14 protein-coding genes and 1 pseudogene are annotated in these 19,226 nt (G+C 34.4%); 5 read left to right on the forward strand and 10 right to left on the reverse strand.

All coding sequences use genetic code 11. The features are described 5' to 3' along the window. The 5 genes and pseudogenes from GQ47_RS10585 to rpsF form a co-directional block, all read right to left on the reverse strand. Positions 1 to 6,656 (reverse strand): annotated as a pseudogene (locus tag GQ47_RS10585) (hypothetical protein); the annotation flags it as partial. Positions 6,657 to 7,862: 1,206 nt separating this feature from the next. Beyond that, positions 7,863 to 8,336, reverse strand: a complete 474-nt coding sequence (locus tag GQ47_RS10595; RefSeq protein ID WP_035648229.1) for a DUF6495 family protein — start codon at positions 8,334 to 8,336, stop codon at positions 7,863 to 7,865. 139 nt (positions 8,337 to 8,475) lie between these two features. Next, the gene (rplI, locus tag GQ47_RS10600; protein ID WP_035648232.1) at positions 8,476 to 8,916 is read right to left on the reverse strand and encodes a 50S ribosomal protein L9; all 441 of its coding nucleotides are present in this window, start codon (positions 8,914 to 8,916) and stop codon (positions 8,476 to 8,478) included. A 68-nt stretch (positions 8,917 to 8,984) separates the two neighbouring features. Continuing rightward, a complete protein-coding gene (gene rpsR, locus GQ47_RS10605; RefSeq protein ID WP_002987043.1) occupies positions 8,985 to 9,281 on the reverse strand; it encodes a 30S ribosomal protein S18 in 297 nt (98 codons plus the stop codon). 5 nt (positions 9,282 to 9,286) lie between these two features. After that, positions 9,287 to 9,628: a 30S ribosomal protein S6 gene (gene rpsF / locus GQ47_RS10610; protein WP_026729424.1), complete on the reverse strand. Its 342-nt coding sequence runs from the start codon at positions 9,626 to 9,628 to the stop codon at positions 9,287 to 9,289. Between the two features lie 178 nt (positions 9,629 to 9,806). Between rpsF and GQ47_RS10615 the strand changes: the two genes are divergently transcribed. Beyond that, positions 9,807 to 10,505 (forward strand): LytR/AlgR family response regulator transcription factor, encoded by a 699-nt coding sequence (locus GQ47_RS10615; RefSeq protein WP_035648235.1) that lies wholly within the window; start codon positions 9,807 to 9,809, stop codon positions 10,503 to 10,505. Here the strand turns inward: GQ47_RS10615 and priA are convergent. The 5 genes from priA to nadC form a co-directional block, all read right to left on the reverse strand. After that, the gene (priA, locus tag GQ47_RS10620) at positions 10,502 to 12,952 is read right to left on the reverse strand and encodes a replication restart helicase PriA (RefSeq protein WP_035648238.1); all 2,451 of its coding nucleotides are present in this window, start codon (positions 12,950 to 12,952) and stop codon (positions 10,502 to 10,504) included. The genes GQ47_RS10615 and priA overlap by 4 nt on opposite strands. A gap of 26 nt (positions 12,953 to 12,978) precedes the next feature. Beyond that, positions 12,979 to 13,725: a subclass B1 metallo-beta-lactamase gene (bla-B1-FLAV, locus tag GQ47_RS10625; RefSeq protein WP_035648240.1), complete on the reverse strand. Its 747-nt coding sequence runs from the start codon at positions 13,723 to 13,725 to the stop codon at positions 12,979 to 12,981. Between the two features lie 16 nt (positions 13,726 to 13,741). Beyond that, positions 13,742 to 14,167 carry a DUF2147 domain-containing protein gene (locus tag GQ47_RS10630; RefSeq protein ID WP_035648243.1) on the reverse strand — a complete coding sequence of 142 codons (426 nt, stop codon included), beginning with the start codon at positions 14,165 to 14,167 and terminating at the stop codon, positions 13,742 to 13,744. Between the two features lies 1 nt (position 14,168). Beyond that, a complete protein-coding gene (locus GQ47_RS10635) occupies positions 14,169 to 15,092 on the reverse strand; it encodes a YihY/virulence factor BrkB family protein (RefSeq protein ID WP_035648244.1) in 924 nt (307 codons plus the stop codon). Between the two features lie 84 nt (positions 15,093 to 15,176). Continuing rightward, positions 15,177 to 16,034, reverse strand: a complete 858-nt coding sequence (gene nadC / locus GQ47_RS10640; protein ID WP_035648245.1) for a carboxylating nicotinate-nucleotide diphosphorylase — start codon at positions 16,032 to 16,034, stop codon at positions 15,177 to 15,179. A 202-nt stretch (positions 16,035 to 16,236) separates the two neighbouring features. On the opposite strand from nadC, the gene GQ47_RS10645 reads away from it, so the two are divergent. The 4 genes from GQ47_RS10645 (at position 16,237) to GQ47_RS10660 (ending at position 19,107) form a co-directional block, all read left to right on the forward strand. After that, positions 16,237 to 17,337 carry a DNA alkylation repair protein gene (locus GQ47_RS10645; protein WP_035648246.1) on the forward strand — a complete coding sequence of 367 codons (1,101 nt, stop codon included), beginning with the start codon at positions 16,237 to 16,239 and terminating at the stop codon, positions 17,335 to 17,337. A gap of 201 nt (positions 17,338 to 17,538) precedes the next feature. Beyond that, the gene (locus GQ47_RS10650) at positions 17,539 to 18,420 is read left to right on the forward strand and encodes a pirin family protein (protein ID WP_035648248.1); all 882 of its coding nucleotides are present in this window, start codon (positions 17,539 to 17,541) and stop codon (positions 18,418 to 18,420) included. A gap of 2 nt (positions 18,421 to 18,422) precedes the next feature. Then, positions 18,423 to 18,818 carry an OsmC family protein gene (locus GQ47_RS10655; RefSeq protein WP_035648250.1) on the forward strand — a complete coding sequence of 132 codons (396 nt, stop codon included), beginning with the start codon at positions 18,423 to 18,425 and terminating at the stop codon, positions 18,816 to 18,818. Between the two features lie 4 nt (positions 18,819 to 18,822). Further along, on the forward strand, positions 18,823 to 19,107 hold the full coding sequence (locus GQ47_RS10660; protein ID WP_035648252.1) for a GNAT family N-acetyltransferase: 285 nt from the start codon (positions 18,823 to 18,825) through the stop codon (positions 19,105 to 19,107). The last annotated feature ends 119 nt before the right edge of the window (positions 19,108 to 19,226 follow it).

Here is a 19,226-nt window from a genome sequence, read left to right on the forward strand (position 1 = left end):
TTTACATTGATTGTTACGCTTAATCTTGTTGCGCTCTCGCATCCTGTTGCAGGATCGCTGATTGAAGCGAAATACGTTCCGTTAGTCAATGCCTGAGTTGATGGAATCAAGTTTCCTCCTGTCAAAGCTGTGTACCAAACAATGTTTGTCTCATTGAACTGAACACTTGCAAAAGTCGGTGCATTAATCAGACAGAAGTTTTGTGTTCCTGCTGTTACTAATGTTGGTGTACCCGGATCGTTTACATTTATGGTTACACTTAATCTTGTTGCGCTTTCACAACCTGTTGCAGGATCACTTATTGTAGCAAAATAAGTTCCGTTTGTCAAGGCCTGAGTTGATGGAATCAAGTTTCCTCCTGTCAAAGCATCATACCAAACAATATTTGTTTCGTTGAATTGAACACTTGCAAAAGTCGGTGCATTAACCAAGCAGAAGTTTTGTGTTCCTGCTGTTACCAATGTTGGTGTTCCTGGATCATTCACATTAACTGCAACTGCCAAGCGAACACTGCTCTCACAATTAGTAACTGGATCTTTTGCTGTGGCATAATAGGTACCCGTAACTAAAGCATCTGTAGATAACAAAGGCGTTGTAGAAGTATCTGTACTATACCAAACCACATTTGATTCATTTACCTGAATATTGGCAACTGTTGGATTATTAATTAAACAGAAATTCTGAGTAGAATTTGTTGTCGTTGGTGTATTCGGATCACTTATAATAATTACAGCATCTTGTAATGTTCCTGCAAGATTTTCACAAGTTGTATCACTCGAAACAGCAACATAATAAGTTATTGGACTCACTGCACGTGTTAAACCAGTAACTGTCAAGACTCCTGTTGAACTTACTGTATAAGTTGCACCTGCTGGTGTTCCATTTACAAGAGGAGTTTTGTTAGCATCTGCATACCAAGTGAAAATAGGATTTGTCAATGTTGGCGCAGTTGGCGTTAATGATGCAGCAACACCATTACACACTGTTAAATCATCAACTACAATATCTGTTGCTACTGAAGGAGGCAGAATAGTAAACGTTATTTGTTTTCTATCCGCTTCAGCCGTTTCACAAAATTCATCAGAACTAACACCAACAAAATAAGTATAAGTTCCTGGAGTTAAACCATTCACTACTAATGAAGGTCCTGTCGCGCTAGCTACTGGCTGGCTCACACTTCCATCAAATTTATACCAATGATAAACTGGATTTGTAAATGTACCAACTAAACTTGTTGCTAAAGTTACAGTTCCCGAAGGAGAGCAAATCGCAGTTGTTGCAGCACCATTTAGAGTAATATCTGTCAAAGTAGGTTCTGGACTTGTTGCTCTAACTTCAACAGTAACTTCGCCTCGGGTCATTGCCTCACAACCGTAACGCACTGGCTGAACATAATATTTATAGATACCTGCCGCTAAAGTTGCCGGAACAGTATAAGTAATACCACTCGCTACAATTGCTCCTCCCGTAGGTGAATCATACCAAACATAGGTTGAACAAGCTTCTTCTGGTATTTGAAGGGTAACGGTGCTTCCCGGACAAACTGTAACCTTATTATCAGTTCCTCCGCCTATAACCGAAGTATTAGCAACGCGCTCTACTGTGTGAACTCTTAAGAATTCTAAAACACCTGCTACCCCGCCAAAACGGATTCTTACTCTATCATACGATTCTGTTGGAGAAGATACCAACACCATTGCCATAGTATTGGCAGATAATAATTTCAAACTTAATAATGTACTATTATTTTGAATAGGAGCTCCAACCGCAACGTTTCCTAGATAACGCTGAATGCTAAAACCAGTTAACAAATTAACATTCAATAATGTGCCTGGTTTTGAAATCACTATTCTTAATGTATCACTTACTACTGAAGGCGTTTTGAATTGCACTGTCATATCTGCAGCTGCAAGAGCACCAACACCGCTATACATTGTAGCATAAGTCGTAACATCATTATCAGCTATATTCCAGGCATCGCTTACTCCAACTGTTGCAGTTAATGCTCCAACAGGAAGCCCTAAATCAGTTGTTCCATAAAAAATATCCTGAATATCTCCTGGTGTACAGGTTACTGTAGAAACAGATTTATTATAGTACGCTTCATAAACTTTAGTGTTTTGAGCAACACTTAAAACTGCACCTGACACAATTCGGATTCCGTCGTAATCCTGTGGACCTGCAGCGTTTGAAGGAACAAAAGTATATTCGTAAGCATTATCTCCCGGAAGCACATTCAATAACGCTCCTGAAATAGATTGCAATGTACCGATATCAGCTCCAGCTTTAGTTCCAATTACTGAAACTCCTTGTGCTACTCCTAATAAACTATATTCAGAACCCAATTTAATAGTTACTGGCGTTCCTTTTGCAATATTTGAAGGCCAAGTTAAATTTTGCCAGGTTGTACCGATTCCTAAAAGTCCTACTCCAGTAGTAATCGTTGAAAATGTTTGTGGATTTCCATCAATAGCATTTGGCCCATTTGCTACACCTCCAGTAATAATTGATCCTGAACTTTGTCCAGTTGCATATACTCTTTCAGTTAATAATTGACAATTATCTGGATCTTTAACATTTATAGAAAGTGTTCCTGTAACTGAACATGTTCCTAATGTCGCTACAACTGTATAAGTATAAATTCCTGGAACATTAAGCGCTCCTGTGTTAAACGGAGGTCCCGCGATTGCATTTCCTTGTGGATCATACCAGGCTAATGTACCTGTTGAAGTTGCATTCAGCGTAACATTGGTGCCTTGAGCTACAGACTGTGCAGGATCGACAGTCAAGCTTGGCAGCGTATTAATTGTCACTGTTACTGCTTGTTTTGCAGATGGACAATCGAATCCGCTACCTTGAGCCTGAATTGAGTAAACACCACTAATCGTTATATTCGATGCTGCTTCATCTGTAATAATTGTATTTGAAGGATCGAAAAAAGTATAAGTTGTATTTCCGCTAGTATCAAGTGCTGCAATCGCATTTTTTAGATTAGCACTTCCACAAGCAACTAATGGAGATGTTACTGCCAAAGTTGTAGTAGTTGCAGGGAAATTAACCACGACTGGTTTTAAAGTATTTATTGCATTATCACAGCTTGCTGTATTTCCGACAGCAATATAATAAGTATAAGATACGCCTGAAGCAAGTCCGTTTATGGTAAGTGCTCCAGTTGATGCATCTTTAGAAAAAGTTATTCCAGGCTGAGCAACAACTGTTGATCCTGTAATAATTTCTTGCGTTTTAACCTGATCAGTGTAATATTTAAATTGTGCTCCGGTTAAACCAGAAGTTGGATTCAAAATAGCTATTCCATCACATGAAGATGTTACTGGACTTGCAATAGTAATATCTGCTGCAACTGATAAAGGCAACACTGTTACTGTTACTGGCTGACGAACACTATTTATACAAGTACCGCCTCGAACAGCTTCAATATAATAGGTTTTAGAACCTGTTAAAGGTCCTGTTGTATAAGTATTTGTGTTTGAAGCCAAAGCTAAACCTCCGCTAGGAACGTCATACCAGCTAAGTACATCTCCTCCTGTAGTTGAAGCTGTCAATGTTGCAGATGCTCCTGAACAAATTGGTGAAGATGCTCCAGTGATTGCAGCTTCTTTATATCTAAATGAAGCCCCATAAATATCTAATTCACTTAATACCGAAAGCACTCCTCCTAGTCTAACTTGCACACCTGTAAAATTTGCGCCTGCTGCAAAAGTAGCTCGGAAACGGTTTCCACCTAATAACTGTACATTTAGTAATGAATTAATAGCTGCACCATCTCCATTATCAGTTCCTCCATTATAACTTTCTAAAGTAATATAAGAAAGGGCACTTACGTCTAAAAGTCCGGTTGGTAATCCAAGCTCAACTTCTATTATATCACCTGCAAAGCCAGAGCTCGCAAAATCTAATCTTTGTTGTACATAGCCAGCTACTCCAACAGGATTTTGAAGAGTAGTTGCAGTACTATTGTCACCATCAACAGATAAATTAGCTGTTCCTAAAACAGCACCACAACCTACACAAGCAATACCGCTTGTTGAAATAGTTTGTGCATTTGCCTGTAAACATGTAGTTACTGGTGCTGGTGGCGTTACAACAACGTTGATTATCGTTCTTGTTGCACTCACGCAATTTGAAGCGTTTCTTGCTTCAATATAATAAGTTTTGTCTGCTGTCAAAGCTGGACTTGGAGTATAACTTGGATTATCCGTCACTAACGCTGTTCCTCCCGTAGCTACATCGTACCAATCATAAGCGATACCTGCCACAGGATTTGAAACTTGTAATGTAACAACTTGTCCTGAAGGAATAATTACCGTTGAAGATGCCACTGTTGGCGATGCTGGCAGTGGATTAACAGTTATACTGGCTTGCGCTCTGCTTGAAGTAGTACAACTTCCAATTACTGATTCAACATAATAGCTTGTTGAAGAAGTTAAAGCTGGAGTTGTAAAAGTAGTTCCTGTAAACAATAAATTTCCAGCTGTTGCTGCATCGTACCAATTATAAGTGGTTCCTGCAACCGGAGACTGAACTGTTATTGTCGTAGATTGTCCTTCACAAATACTTGAAGAAGCTGCCGCCACAGTTGCCACTACAGGATTATTTACTGTAATTGGCACAGCATAACGCACACTATTAACACAACCATTTCGAGTTACTTCTGTCCAGTATGTTGTATCAACAGTTAAATTTGGTGTGGTAAAAGCTGCAGTACTTGCCAATGAAGCACCGCCGGTGGCTGCAGAATACCAATTAACGGTTTCTCCAACAGCAAGGCCTGCAGTTAATACTGTATTTTGTCCACTACAGATATTTTTATTTCCAGTAACATTTGTTTCACCATAATGGTAGCTTGCCTGATAAATATCCAAGCTCGTCAATGCTGATACTAAACCACCTAAGCGAACTTCAACTCTGTCGAAATTTGCTCCCGCAGTTATACTAGCTCTAAAACGATTTCCTCCTAATAGTTGAACACTTACTAAGTTATTTATCGAAACTCTGTCATTATTAAAAGTGGCTCCATTATATGTTGCTAAACTTATATAATTCAATAAACTTAAATCTAGAACACCACCCGGTAATTCTAATTCAACATCTATAATATCACCCGCTTTTCCTGGATTATTAAATTGCAATGTTTGCTGAATCCATCCATTTATCAAACCAACTGGCACGGTCAAACGTGCCGCAGTATTAATATCTCCGTCAACAGACAAATCTGGATTTGTACTGCTACATAACAAACAAAGACCATTAATATTAGTTTGTTGACTATTTGCTTGTAAACATCCTCCAAGCGGAGTACTCACTACGTTCACTGTAATTGGAGTTCTGGAAGCACTTACACAACCACCAGTTGCACTTTGAGTTTCTACATAATAGGTTTTTGTAGCAGTTAAAATCGGAGTTGTGAAAGTTGAGGTATTTGTTGCAAGAGCTGTTCCGCCTGTCGCTACATCATACCAATTCAGCGTCACTCCAGCTTCAGATGTTGTGGCATTCAAAGTGGCATTTTGTCCAGATTGAATTGTTACATTTTGCGTCAAAGCACTAGCCGCTGCCGGAACCGCAACCGAAACTACATCTACCTGAGCTCGAGTTGGACTTATGCAACTTCCAATAACAGCTTCTACATAAAAAGTAGTTGTTCCAATAGGAACTGTTGGAGAATACGAAGTTCCCGAAGCCAATATTGTTCCGGCAGTTGGTACTGAATACCAATTATAAGTTGTTCCCGGAATTGCATTAATTAATGATAAAGTAGTTTGTTGTGTTGCTCCTGAAGAACACACAGCAGTCCCAGAAGAACTAATTGCGGGAGCAACAGAATTAGACACATTAACAACCACTGGCACTCGATTATTTCCTTCACAGCCACCTGCTCGGGCTACTCCTATATAATAGGTAGTATTCGCAGTTAAAGTTGGAGTAACCAAAGTATTTCCAGTTGCAAGTGCCGTAGTAGAAGAAGCAGAGCTATACCATGCTAAATTTGTTCCTGCTACTGGTGTAGCAGTTAGAGTCGTTGAAGTTCCTGAACAAATCGTCTGATTTAAACCACCTGTTACTGTTGGTTTTGCAAAATCAAGACGAACATCATAAACTCTTAAGTTAACAAGTAGGCTTAAAAGACCACCTACCTGAATTTGTACTTGATTGGCGTCGCCAGGAACTGTATATCGGACTTCACCAATAGCATTTCCGGATAACAAACTAAGGTTCAAAACTGGGCTGTTAAGCGCCACTCTTGGACCTACATTTGTTCCTGAAAGCTTTGTTTGAATTGATACATTGGATAATAATCCAACATCAAGCAAACCATTTCCTGTACCTAAATAAAGTACAATTTCGTCTCCAGCTTTCACGGTCTGATTCAGCGTCATGGTCTCTTCAACCACACATAGAAGTCCGACCGCATTTTGCAGAGTCGCAAATGTCGTTAGCCCCGGATCGTTGTCATAGGCCAACGTGGGATTGCTTACATCTAAACCTACACACAATAAGCCTCCCTGACTGTTTGTTTGTGACACTGGTCTACAAACAGTCTGAGCAAAAGCATTACTACATAATAGGAATAAAAATAATAGCCCCAATAATCTCTTCTGAATAATGAGATTACAAAAAGTAAAGATTTTTTTCATAATTTGGAAGATTAGAAAATGGACAATAAAATACCTGTTGCGAAAAGCACGAATGCTTAGGCAATTATAAAAAACACTAATATTCAACTAGTTAAAACAAAATCTAAAGTATTTGGGGCTGAACTTTAAAATCTTATTTCATTAAAAAAAATTAAATTAGAGTATACATTTTTATGTATACCAAAGAATACTTTTATTCATCCTGAATAAAAAATCCCTCAAAACTTTTAGGAAATACTGATCTAGACCAATCTTCCTGATGAAGTGATTTGTTTGCTACATAATTTTCAATTAAGAAAATTTAAACGTTATGTTGTGGGGGAATAAAAAAAATACTGATTCAATATCGCAAGAAAGCTGATTAGACTCTCAAGGTTTTAATAAGATTTTAAAACTTGAAACAGTGTTTGATAAATAATCATATATCGCATTCACTAATAATAAAACACGATAAATCATCATTTACTACCCTAGTTGCCAACTGGGCAATGATAATGAATTAATATATTGATTGTGGTTTTGAAATAAACTTAGATTTGAATAGAAAGAAATTTTACGAGCAAATTTCGCAACATTAAATAATGCAAAAATAACTTGAACACCTAATGCAAACTTGATAATGAGAGTAATTGTCAATTCCATACGCATATAATTAAGTTACTAAAAAAGAAAAACATTTTAATAAAACATTTTCTTTTAAAACAAAAAATTAAACAAAACACTGCAAAAATAGAATTATCAAAACAGGGCCAAATCATTTTGTTTAACATTTCTCTTTCAAAAATAAATAAAATAAAAACAAAAAGCAACCTAATATTCTTATTTTTTTTCATGCAAGAAGCAGTTTAAAAAACAAAAAAAGCCAATAATATAAGAAAAAACCTTGTTTTTACTACAAAAAACGTACTTTATGAAGTGTGTAAAAAATACGTTTAATTAATGTTAAATTTAAAAATTGAAGGAAAAAACCTATATTAATTACACTTCAAACGATATAGTTTTAACAATAAAGACAAAAAAATCTACTAAACTAAATATTTAAAAGCTAAAATCTTAAAATATTGAGAAATCTTAAATAAATGCGTAAAAGTACGTGCGCGTAAAAATTTTAAACATTAGACAAATGTTAAAAAATTAAAAAAAGGTTAAACAATTCAAGACAAACTGTTTAACCTTTTAATTCCTTTTTTTAATGGATTTTACTATCTACGATTCTATAATCGAATTAATCTGTTTAAATAATTGTCCATCACTTAAAAAAGCACCTTGCTGAATCAATTCAAAAATAGAAACGTTTCGATCTTCAGTAAATACTTTTTTACCCACTTTCATTTCAATTGTTTCCGTAAACATATTATCACTCAGCCACTGCAAACCTTCCTGAGTCAAAAAATCAGTTTCCGGTACTAACGACTTCAATACTATAGATTGAACATGGGTTTCAAAACATTGAAATAAGAAAATATGATTTTTAGAAAAATGCTCCAGGAATTCAGCTCTGGACAAAACACCTTCCCAGATCAAATCTGAAAAAACATCTAATTCCTGTTCGGCAACTTCAGGTTTGTTTTCTTTAAGAGAATCCCATTCTCCTTTATCAATTGCTTGTGTCGCCAAAAAACTGGCAAATTCCGCATGCAATTCATCAAATTGCTCTTTTGTTAATCTTGCGTATTTCATTTTATTTTAGACTTTATACCTTACGCCATAAGTAATAAGCTAAATACTTACACAAATAACCTTAAGTTTATTAATCAATATTTCACCAAACAAAAAAATCCCGATTTTCATCGGGATTTTTATATAGTTTTTAAAACTATTACTTTTCAGCAACAATTTCGTAAGCTAATTCAACGATTACATCTCTGTGTAAACGAACTGTAGCATTGTATTTTCCTAAACGTTTTACAACACCGCTAGTGATGAATTTTCTATCGATAGCATTACCAGATTTCTCTAAAGCTTCAGCAATATCGATGTTAGTGATAGAACCAAAAAGTTTCTCTCCACCAGCTTTTGCAGTAAGTTTAATTTCAAGAGCTTTTAAAGTTTCAGCTAATGCTTTAGCATCAGCAACAACTTTAGCTTCTTTGTGTGCTCTTTGTTTTAGGTTTTCAGCTAAAACTTTTTTAGCAGAAGGAGTTGCTAAAGTAGCAAAACCTTGAGGAATTAAAAAGTTACGACCGTAACCAGGTTTTACAGATACTACATCATCTTTAAACCCTAGGTTTTGTACGTCTTGTTTTAAAATAATTTCCATGTTGTTGTCCTTATATTTTAGAAGTTAGGTTCTGATCGAGCAGAAACCAGCGACTAGATTTTTTTATACTATTTTAATAAATCGGCCACGTATGGCATTAAAGCTAAGTGACGAGCTCTTTTTACAGCTACAGAAACTTTTCTTTGGTATTTTAATGAAGTTCCAGTTAAACGACGAGGAAGAATTTTTCCTTGCTCATTTACGAATTTCAATAAGAAATCAGCATCTTTATAATCGATATATTTGATTCCTGATTTTTTGAAACGGCAATACTTTTTAGTTTTGTTAGTTTCAATGTTTAAAGGCGTTAAATATCTGATATCTCCGTCTTTTTTTCCTTTTGCAGATTGTTCGATTGTAGACATAATAATTACGCTTTAGTAGATTTTAATTTAGCTCTTCTTCTCTCCGCCCATGAAATAGCATGTTTATCTAAACTTACAGTTAAGAAACGCATAACTCTTTCGTCACGTCTAAATTCAGTTTCAAAAGCTACAAGAACTTCTCCAGCTACTTTGAATTCGAATAAATGGTAAAAACCACTTTTTTTGTTTTGGATTTCGTAAGCCATTTTTTTCAGACCCCAATCCTCTTTCGATACCATTTCAGCTCCTCTACTAGTAAGAAATTCTTCAAATTTCGTTACTGTTTCCTTCACCTGAACCTCAGATAAAACGGGATTTAAAATGAAAACAGTTTCATAATGATTCATAAATACAATATTTATTTGTTAAAATTGGGTGCAAAAGTAATCATAAAATTTAAATAAACAACACATTTTTGCTTTTATTCGTCATACTGCAAAAAATATATGCTCAGTTTAGTTTTTTTTACAAAAAAAATAATACTTTTACTAATGCTATCCTGAATTTATTCTAAATTTAAATGTTATGAAACTAAACTGTGTTGTTGTAGATGATAGTTCTATACAGAGGACCATTATTGCAAAATTAGTTAATAATCACCCAGGTTTGCACTTAATCGGGGACTTTTCTAATGCAATAGAAGCAAAAAGCTGTATCTCTTTAAATAATATCGATTTAATATTTCTTGATATCGAAATGCCTGTTATCAATGGTTTTGACTTTCTTGACGGACTAAAATCAAAACCTCAAATTATATTTATCACTTCTAAAGCAGAGTATGCTTTAAAAGCCTTTGACTATGATGCTACCGATTATCTGCAGAAACCAATTGCTGTTGATCGATTCAACGCTTCTGTGAAAAGGGCAATCGATATGCACTTACTTAGAAAAGAAGTAAAAGAAGAAGAAGGCGAACATATATTCATTAAAAGTAATCTTAAAAAACTAAAAATCTTTACTGCTAAAATTAAATGGATTGAAGCATTTGGAGATTATGTTAGAGTAGTTACTGAGGATGACAGCAATTTGGTTCTTTCTACTATGAAATCATTTGAAAACGATTTATCAAAAGACAAATTTATTCGTGTACACAAATCCTATATTATTAATATTGATAAGGTAGAACGCTTCAACAGCAAATTTGCAGAGATTGGAATTACAAAAATCCCATTAAGCCGAAATAAAAAAGAAGACTTAGTTAAAGCATTATCTACTTCGTCTTAATAGAAATCGACATTCACAACAACTTTTATAGCTCTGTATTGAGCAACAGCCTCAAAACTATTCAGCATTTTCTGAATAGTTTTTTTTGTGTTTCCTAAATGCAAGTTTTGCGGAATCTTAATTAATATAGTTCTGATATATTCATTTCTGATTCGACTTATTGCTGGTTCTTCCGGGCCTAAAACTGGTATATTCAAATTTTGGCTCAAAACCTGATACAGCCACATTGATCCTTCTTTCAATTTATCAAAATCTTTATGTTTTATAGTAAGTTTTATAATTCTGAAATAGGGTGGGTATTTATAGATTTGGCGGTCGTATAATTGTTCCTTATACATACCTATATAATTATGGTTTGTAACCTGCTGAATTGTATTATGATTTGGATTATAGGTCTGAATCACAACTTTGCCTTGTTTTTCTGATCTTCCCGCTCTTCCCGCAACTTGAGTCATCATTTGGAAACTGCGTTCAAAAGCTCTAAAATCTGGATGATGCAACATATTATCGGCATTCATAATTCCAACCAGACTTACATTATCAAAATCCAAACCTTTGGCCAACATTTGTGTTCCTACTAAAATATCAATTTCTCTATTTTTAAAAGTATCGATGATTTTCTCAAAACCAAATTTTCCTCGCGTTGTATCTTGATCCATTCGCGCCGTTTTAGCTTTTGAGAAAAGCGATAGTAACTCCTGCTCTATTTGTTCGGTTCCAAAACCTTTTGTCGTTAAATCAATACTTGAACAACTATGGCAATTCGTTGGTTTCGCAATTGAATATCCACAATAATGACAACGCAATTGATTTTTAAATTTATGAAAAGTCAAACTTACATCGCATTGCTGGCAATGCGGAACGTGCCCGCAAGTCAAACATTCTATTATAGGAGAATATCCTCTTCTGTTTTGGAATAAAATCACTTGTTCACCCAAAGACAAAGCTTCTGCAATTTCTTCGATTAAAAGATCACTAAAATGCCCAGTCATTCTTTTTCTGAAATGTTTGTCTTTCAAATCGACCAAAACAACTTCAGGCATACGAACATTTTTATAACGTTCTGTAAGCGTTACTAAACCGTATTTATCATTTTGTGTATTAAAATACGTTTCAATACTTGGCGTTGCTGAACCTAATAAAACTTTAGCTTTATGAAAATTTGCCAAAACAATTGCAGCATCTCTTGCATGATATCTTGGCGCAGGATCTGTTTGTTTAAAAGTTTGTTCATGCTCTTCATCAACAATTAACAATCCTAAATCATTGAAAGGCAAAAACAAAGCCGACCTTGCTCCTATTACAATTTGTGCTTTTTCAGAATTTTCGAGCGTTTGTTTCCAAACCTCAACTCTTTCATTATTGCTGTATTTGGAATGAAAAACAGCCACTTTATCGCCAAAATGTAAACGTAAACGAGAAACCAATTGAGTCGTCAATGCAATTTCAGGAAGTAAATACAAAATCTGTTTTCCTGTCTGCAAATATTCTTCAATTAATTTAATGTAGATTTCTGTTTTCCCACTTGAAGTAACTCCATGAAGCAGACAAACTTCTTTTTCAGAAAAACTCTCTTTTATTGCAAGAAAAGCATTTTCCTGCGCTTCGCTTAAATGAAGTTCTTTTTCTGATTTTTCTCCATTAAATGAAACTCGATCATGTTGCAAATAATATTCTTCGAAGATTTCTTTTTCGATTAAAGCCTTAACAACTGCTGATGTCACATTCGCGACTTCAGTAAGTTTTTTTACTGTGATTGGCTTTTTTTCTGAGGCATTAAGCTGAAAATAGGCCAAAACAATTTCTTTTTGCTTATTGGCACTTTTTAATACTTCAAGCAATTCTGCTAAACCGTTATCTGAATCATATTTGGAATGTAGTTTTACATACCGAACCAATTTAGGCTTGTAGTTTTCTTTTATTTCTTCTTCTAAAACAATAATATCTTTGCTTATCAATTTTTGAAGAACCGGAAGTATGTTTTTCTTATTTAAAATTGAAGCAATTTCCTGAACCTTCAATGAACTCTGATGCTGTAAAGCTTCATAAACCAAAAATTCATCATCTGAAAGTTCACTGTCATTTACAACTACTTCTGGTTTATGCGAAACTATTGTTTCACTTTCCAACAATAATCCGCTTGGAAAGGCACCGCGATAAACATCGCCAATTCCGCACATATAATAATTAGCCACCCAAAGCCAGTGTTTTATCTGAGTTTCGGTTGCAATTGGTTTTTCATCTAAAATCTGGTGAATTTCTTTGGCATCATATAATGTTGGCGAATTTTCATGAATGTCTAAAACTAGCGCTGTGTAAATTTTATTTTTACCAAAAGGTACCGCCACTCGCATTCCTTTTTTAATGAAATGATATTCGGCCTCAGAAATTCGATAAGTAAACGTTTTTGCTAAGGAAAGCGGTAAAATAACTTCGATAAAAAACATGCAACAATTTTATATGATTTGGAAAATTATTTTTTTCCTGAAGATTTTTGAGCCAAATACTCATCAACTAATTTCTGAGTATGATTTAAAGATTGAATATTTGTCCAATCTTCATGACCCGGAATAATATACTTTGGACTTTTAAATTTCGTTTGTACTTTTTTAATAGATGTTTTCCATTCTTTAACATCGGAGTCGCCTAAATAACCAAGATCCTGCGCATCGGCACTTTTTATAAAACAAGCTCCATAAAGTACTTTTTCTTTATTAAACCAAACCACAATATTATCTGGCGCGTGCCCTTTTCCTGGATAGTAAACCTCAAAAGTATGCTGTCCGACTGTAAAGGTTTTATCGTTGGGAGTTATAAATTCAGCTCTCGGTTTCTTTTCTTTTTTCAGAATATCATCCGTCAACTTAATAGAATACGTTTTAATTCCTTTTTTTCTATAAAAATCAAATCCTCCTGCGCGATCATCATGAGAATGCGTAGCAAAAAGCATTACAACTTCTTTGTTATGTTTTGTCTTTATACTATCTAACAAAGGCTGGAATTGCGCTTCGTCCCAAGGCGCATCAAAAAGAACAACACCTTTATCTGTAACCAGATACATGGCATTGGCAGAAATCATCGTTCCTTTATAATCATGAAACGTTTTATAAACATAAAAGTCACCTGTAAGATGACTTATTTGTAATGGCGAATTCTTAGATTGTCCAAAGCTATTTGAAACTAAAACTAAGAATAAAATTATCGAAGCTAATTTTCGCATGTATTTTTTGAATTAATTATTTCACTCGTGTCCAGTATTGTGTTCTTCCCATTAAAGAGATTCCAACGTAACCGCGAAGTTTTAATTTATCAGCAGATTCAAGTGTAATATAACATTTGTATTTTTTACCGTTTGTAGGATCCAAAATAGTTCCGTCATTATATTCTGAACCGTCTTTTTTAAGACCGTTAATAATCACCATTCCTAAAATTGGTTTGTTTTTTTCAGCACCGTCACACTTAGAACAAACATCTTTTTTATGATTCTCACGAAGTATTTCTACTACTTTACCGTAAATTTTTCCTGATTTTTCGTAAACTTCTACGATTGATTTTGCTTCTCCAGTTTCATCGTCAATTGTTTTCCATTTTCCAATAACACTTTGAGCCTGAACACTCATTGCGAAGAAAAAAACACCAATTGCTAACATCCAATTTTTCATACTATTTATTTTTTTTTTGTTTTAATTTTCTGATAGTAGCGTTCAATTCGAACCCTAAAAGCAGAATCATACAGTTTATCCAAATGTAAAACATTAGAATTAATAATGTCCCAATTGAGCCATAAAGTTCGTTATATTTTGAGAATTTTATAACCCAAATCCCAAAAAAGAACGAAGATATAACAATTAATACCGTTGTAAAAACAGATCCAATGCTTATAAAAGGCACTTTATTGTACTGCTTAGTACCATAACGCAATAATATTGAGGATGTTATCAAAATCATCAAAAGAACAAACAAATATCGACCCAAAATAATCAACGGAATTCTATCACTTAATACATCCTGAATGATTGTTTTTTGAATAAATACCTCAAAAACGACAATCGTTGCCACCGTTACAAACAAAATTATGGTCATTACAAGCGAAATTGCCAGCGCCACTAAATATTGATGCAAAAATCCCCGTTTATCAAAAACATGTTTAGAGGATTCAAAACCGCTCAAGATTCCGTTAATGCCATTTGCCATCAAAAAAATCGAAAGAAAAAAACCGGTTGACAATAATCCCGAGTGACTATTATTTAAGATATCGCTGATAATTTTGCTAATGGCATCATATGTATTGGGAGGAACTCCTTGCTGTACAAACTGAAGAAAATCCTCCTGAAAATTATCAATCGGGATAAAGGGAATTAAATTTAAAATAAATAACGCAAACGGAAATAAAGCCATAAAAAAGCTAAAAGAAACCGCACTCGCATGATACGAAAATGCGCCATCAATAATTCCGATAACGTACATTTCGATCAAATCATACAGCGAAAAACCTTCCAGCCAAGGCAATTTTATTTTCTTTAAAAGTCGGGCGAAAGAACGCACCACAGGCAATTTCTCAATCCGAGCTTCTATCTCTTGCGACATATTTATTTGATTTTAGATTTCTGAGTTTAAATTTTAGATCACAAAATTCAACTCATAACTTATAACTCAAAACTCATAACTTAACTAAAACGCTTTCAAGCTCAAATCCATATTATAAACAGAATGCGTCAAAGCTCCTGAAGATATGTAATTTACACCGCAAAGACCATATTCGCGAATTGTTTTTTCGTTGATATTTCCTGAAGATTCTGTCTGGCATTTTTTACCAATTAAATCCACAGCCTTTTTAGTATCTTCATAATTAAAGTTATCAATCAAAATTCTGTGAACGCCATCGCTTAGCAAAATCTCACGAATTTCGTCAAGGTTTCTAGCTTCAACAATAATCTTTAAATCTAAATTATTTGCTTTTAAAAACTCTTTTGTTTTCTTTATTGCAAGTGTAATTCCGCCAGCAAAATCAATATGATTGTCTTTCAGCATAATCATATCATACAAAGCATAACGATGATTTTCGCCTCCGCCAATTTTTACCGCCCATTTTTCGGCTACTCTAAAATTTGGAGTTGTTTTACGGGTATCTAAAATTTTAGCGCCAGTTCCGTCTAAAAGTTGCATCAAATGATTTGTTTTTGTAGCAATAGCCGACATACGTTGCATGGTATTCAAAACCACTCTTTCAGATTTTAAAATAGACTGCGAACTTCCTGAAACTTCAAAAACAACATCACCATATTCTACATGTGTTCCGTCTTCGATAAAAGTCTTTATTTTTAATTTTGGATCAACAAATTCAAAAATCATTTTCGCCAAGGCAACACCTGCAATAATTCCCTGATCTTTTACTAATAATTTCGCCTGACCGTGAGCCGTATCTGGAATACAAGCCAACGAACTGTAATCGCCCGGGCCAACATCTTCTCTTATGGCATTGCTTATCAAAAGTTGTAATTCTGTCTGAAATTGCGCTTCGCTTATCATTTTTCTGTTTTTAATAATATGCTAAATTAGGATATATTTTATGGATTTGAAAGTTTACTTAACATGAAAAATTTTTCAAAACATTAAAGTTTTCTTTTTTAACCATTAAGATATTCAGAAAAAAAAGTTACAATTCTTAACAAAACTTACTCCCTTAATAAGCGTTGAATTAAATACCTTTGAGGTTCATTCAAACAAAATCATGGGATTAATTAAAGATATTTATTCGATTTCTTTTTACGAAAAATTTGGTCAGGCTGTCGCCGAAGTGCATCCTGCATTCAACAAACAAAAATTTATTGAAGCCATTTATGAAGGCGATTTTGCGCAAAAAGAGTGGAAAGAAAGAATGAAACATACAACGGTTGTGTTTCACCAATTTATGCCTCAAAATTTCCAAGAAGCCGTTTCTTTAATCGATAAAATCATTAAAAATTTAAAGAAAAATAACTTTGCAGACAGCAATCTGGCTTTCATCTTTTTTGCTGATTATATCGAAATATATGGTTTAGAAGATTTTAAAACTTCGGCGAAAGCCTTTGTTTCAATCACACAGTTTATAAGTTGTGAATTTGCCGTTCGTCCATTTATTTTAAAGTATAAAGAACAAATGATCGACGAAATGGTAAAATGGTCTTTACATGAAAATCATCATGTTCGAAGATTAGCCAGCGAAGGTTCCCGCCCGAGATTACCGTGGGCAATGGCGATTCCGTTTCTTAAAAAAGACCCTACTTCTATTCTTCCTATTTTAGAGAATCTAAAAAATGATCCTTCAGAATATGTTCGCCGAAGCGTTGCAAATATTTTAAATGATATTGCAAAAGATAATCCACAAATTGTATTAGAAATTGCAAATAAATGGAAAGGCCACAGCAAAGAAACCGACGGAATTATAAAACACGGTTGCAGAACTTTATTAAAACAAGGTCATCCCGAAATTTTAAGCCATTACGGTTTAGAAAGTACAAATATTGAACTTTCGTCTTTTGAAATCAAAACACCAATTGTAAAAATTGGCGATTATTTACAATTTCAATTTCACTTAAATAATAAAAATGAAGAAGCTAAAACGATTCGTTTAGAATATGCTGTTCATTATAAAAAAGCAAAAGGACATTTGGCTAAAAAAGTCTTTAAAATCAGTGAAAAAGTTTATCATCCGAATCAATTGACTAAGATTGAAAGAAATCAGTCTTTTAAGTTAATTACAACGAGAGTTTTTCATACTGGAATTCATCAGTTGTCGATTATTATTAATGGAACTGAAAGTGAAGTTTTGGAATTTAAATTGATTGATTAAATGCAATGAATTCTCGCATTTTTTTGTGATTCCTCGTTCCTCAGAATGACAAACAGAACTGCATAAAAAGAAGCATTTGAATTATTCCACATTTTCCTTACTTTTATAGTTAATACTAAAAACAAGTTTTCTTAATCTAAATTAAGTTACAGATTTCTATCACAACTGTAATTTTGTTTTCAAATCAAATCAAAATACCACATGTCAAATATCAGTTTAATTATCGAAGAACGCTCTGCCAATATTGGCAATTTTATGGTAGGTCGTTTATTGCCTTTCCGTGAAAAAAGAGCTGTTGGACCCTTTGTATTTATCGATCATATGGGACCTGCACATTTAAGTGATCATGAAAATATGGATGTTCCTCCGCATCCGCATATCGGACTTTCTACTTTGACCTTTTTGTTTGAAGGAAGCATTATGCACCGCGATAGTTTAGGAACCGAATTAGAAATAAAACCCGGCGCTGTAAACTGGATGACAGCCGGAAAAGGCATCGTACATTCTGAAAGAACTCCAGAATACTTAAGACATTCAGACAAAATGCTTCACGGATTACAGATTTGGGTGGCGCTTCCAAAAGAATTGGAGCAAATGGATCCGAATTTTACACATGTTGAAGCAGATGATATTCCGACTTGGGAAGAAGATGGCGTTTCGTACAAATTAATCGCTGGAGAAGCTTTTGGAAAAAAATCACCAGTTCCGGTTTATAGTCCGCTTTATTTTATTGAAATTAAAAGCAAAGAAGCTAAGAAAATCAATATTGGAAGCCATTTATTCGGAGAAAGCGGTTTGTATATTTTAGAAGGAAGTATCAAAAACGGCGAACATGTTTATGATCCGAGACAAATTTTAATTACAACTGAAGCTTCTCTTTGTGAGTTTGAAATTTCTGAAAACTCTACCGTTTATATCTTTGGCGGACAACCATTTCCTGAAGAACATTTTATCTTTTGGAACTTCGTTTCTTCGGATAAAGAATTACTTGAAAAAGCAAAAAAAGACTGGACAGAACAGACTTTCCCGAAAGTTCCGGGCGAAACCGAATTTGTTCCATTACCTGAACCAAGAATCAAATAATTATGGATACAATTTCAGCAAAAATAGATACACGTTTGTATCGCACGGAAATTACATCGGCAAGTGGAAATGTCTTAATTTCAGACGAGCCACAACAACTTGGAGGAAAAAATTTAGGGTTAAATCCTACTGAACTTTTGGCTTCATCATTAGCATCTTGCACATTAATTACTTTAAGAATGTACATTAATCGCAAGCAATGGAATGTTGAAGAAATCAATATCAAAATTGATTTTGAAAGAGATTCAGAGCGAAATTGTACCTCATTTACCAGAAGAATTGAAGTAATCGGCGAAGTTGACGAAACGCAAAGACAAAGATTGGAAACGATTGCAAACAGCTGTCCAATTCACAAAACACTGACAAATTCAATCGAAATCAAAACCACATTAATTTAAAAACATGGAAATTCAACAAATAAACGATACAAGAAGAGGTTATTTTGAAGCAATAGAAGACGGAAAAGAAGCTGGAAAAATGACTTATACATGGGCCGGAGACTCAAAATTTATAATTGATCACACGGAAGTAAGTCCCGATTTTAATGGAAAAGGTGTTGGTAAAAAACTTGTTATGGCCGCTGTAGAATATGCGAGAGCTAATAATTTAAAAATTATTCCGCTTTGTCCTTTTGCTAAAAGTGTTTTTGATAAGGTTCCTGAAATACATGATGTACTTTTTTCTTAAAGGGGCTAAGCTTTTTTAACCGCAATCCCGATAGCTATCGGGAGCAAAAGGATTGCGCAAAGTTCGCAAAGTTTTTTTTTAGATAAAGCTTTGCGAACTTTGCGTTTATATTAAGTTTT

The organism is Flavobacterium sp. ASV13 (assembly GCF_000745775.1).
Classification (GTDB): Bacteria; Bacteroidota; Bacteroidia; order Flavobacteriales; family Flavobacteriaceae; genus Flavobacterium.

Bases quoted from the DNA above. Each gene is read 5' to 3' on its own strand.
- GQ47_RS10635 (WP_035648244.1), bottom strand. From the start codon at position 15,092: ATGTCGCAAGAGATAGAAGCTCGGATTGAGAAATTGCCTGTGGTGCGT.
- GQ47_RS10655 (WP_035648250.1), top strand. From the start codon at position 18,423: ATGGATACAATTTCAGCAAAAATAGATACACGTTTGTATCGCACGGAA.
- GQ47_RS10615 (WP_035648235.1), top strand. From the start codon at position 9,807: ATGAAACTAAACTGTGTTGTTGTAGATGATAGTTCTATACAGAGGACC.
- GQ47_RS10660 (WP_035648252.1), top strand. From the start codon at position 18,823: ATGGAAATTCAACAAATAAACGATACAAGAAGAGGTTATTTTGAAGCA.
- rpsR (WP_002987043.1), bottom strand. From the start codon at position 9,281: ATGTCTACAATCGAACAATCTGCAAAAGGAAAAAAAGACGGAGATATC.
- GQ47_RS10630 (WP_035648243.1), bottom strand. From the start codon at position 14,167: ATGAAAAATTGGATGTTAGCAATTGGTGTTTTTTTCTTCGCAATGAGT.
- GQ47_RS10650 (WP_035648248.1), top strand. From the start codon at position 17,539: ATGTCAAATATCAGTTTAATTATCGAAGAACGCTCTGCCAATATTGGC.
- GQ47_RS10595 (WP_035648229.1), bottom strand. From the start codon at position 8,336: ATGAAATACGCAAGATTAACAAAAGAGCAATTTGATGAATTGCATGCG.
- bla-B1-FLAV (WP_035648240.1), bottom strand. From the start codon at position 13,725: ATGCGAAAATTAGCTTCGATAATTTTATTCTTAGTTTTAGTTTCAAAT.
- priA (WP_035648238.1), bottom strand. From the start codon at position 12,952: ATGTTTTTTATCGAAGTTATTTTACCGCTTTCCTTAGCAAAAACGTTT.
- rplI (WP_035648232.1), bottom strand. From the start codon at position 8,916: ATGGAAATTATTTTAAAACAAGACGTACAAAACCTAGGGTTTAAAGAT.
- rpsF (WP_026729424.1), bottom strand. From the start codon at position 9,628: ATGAATCATTATGAAACTGTTTTCATTTTAAATCCCGTTTTATCTGAG.
- GQ47_RS10645 (WP_035648246.1), top strand. From the start codon at position 16,237: ATGGGATTAATTAAAGATATTTATTCGATTTCTTTTTACGAAAAATTT.
- nadC (WP_035648245.1), bottom strand. From the start codon at position 16,034: ATGATAAGCGAAGCGCAATTTCAGACAGAATTACAACTTTTGATAAGC.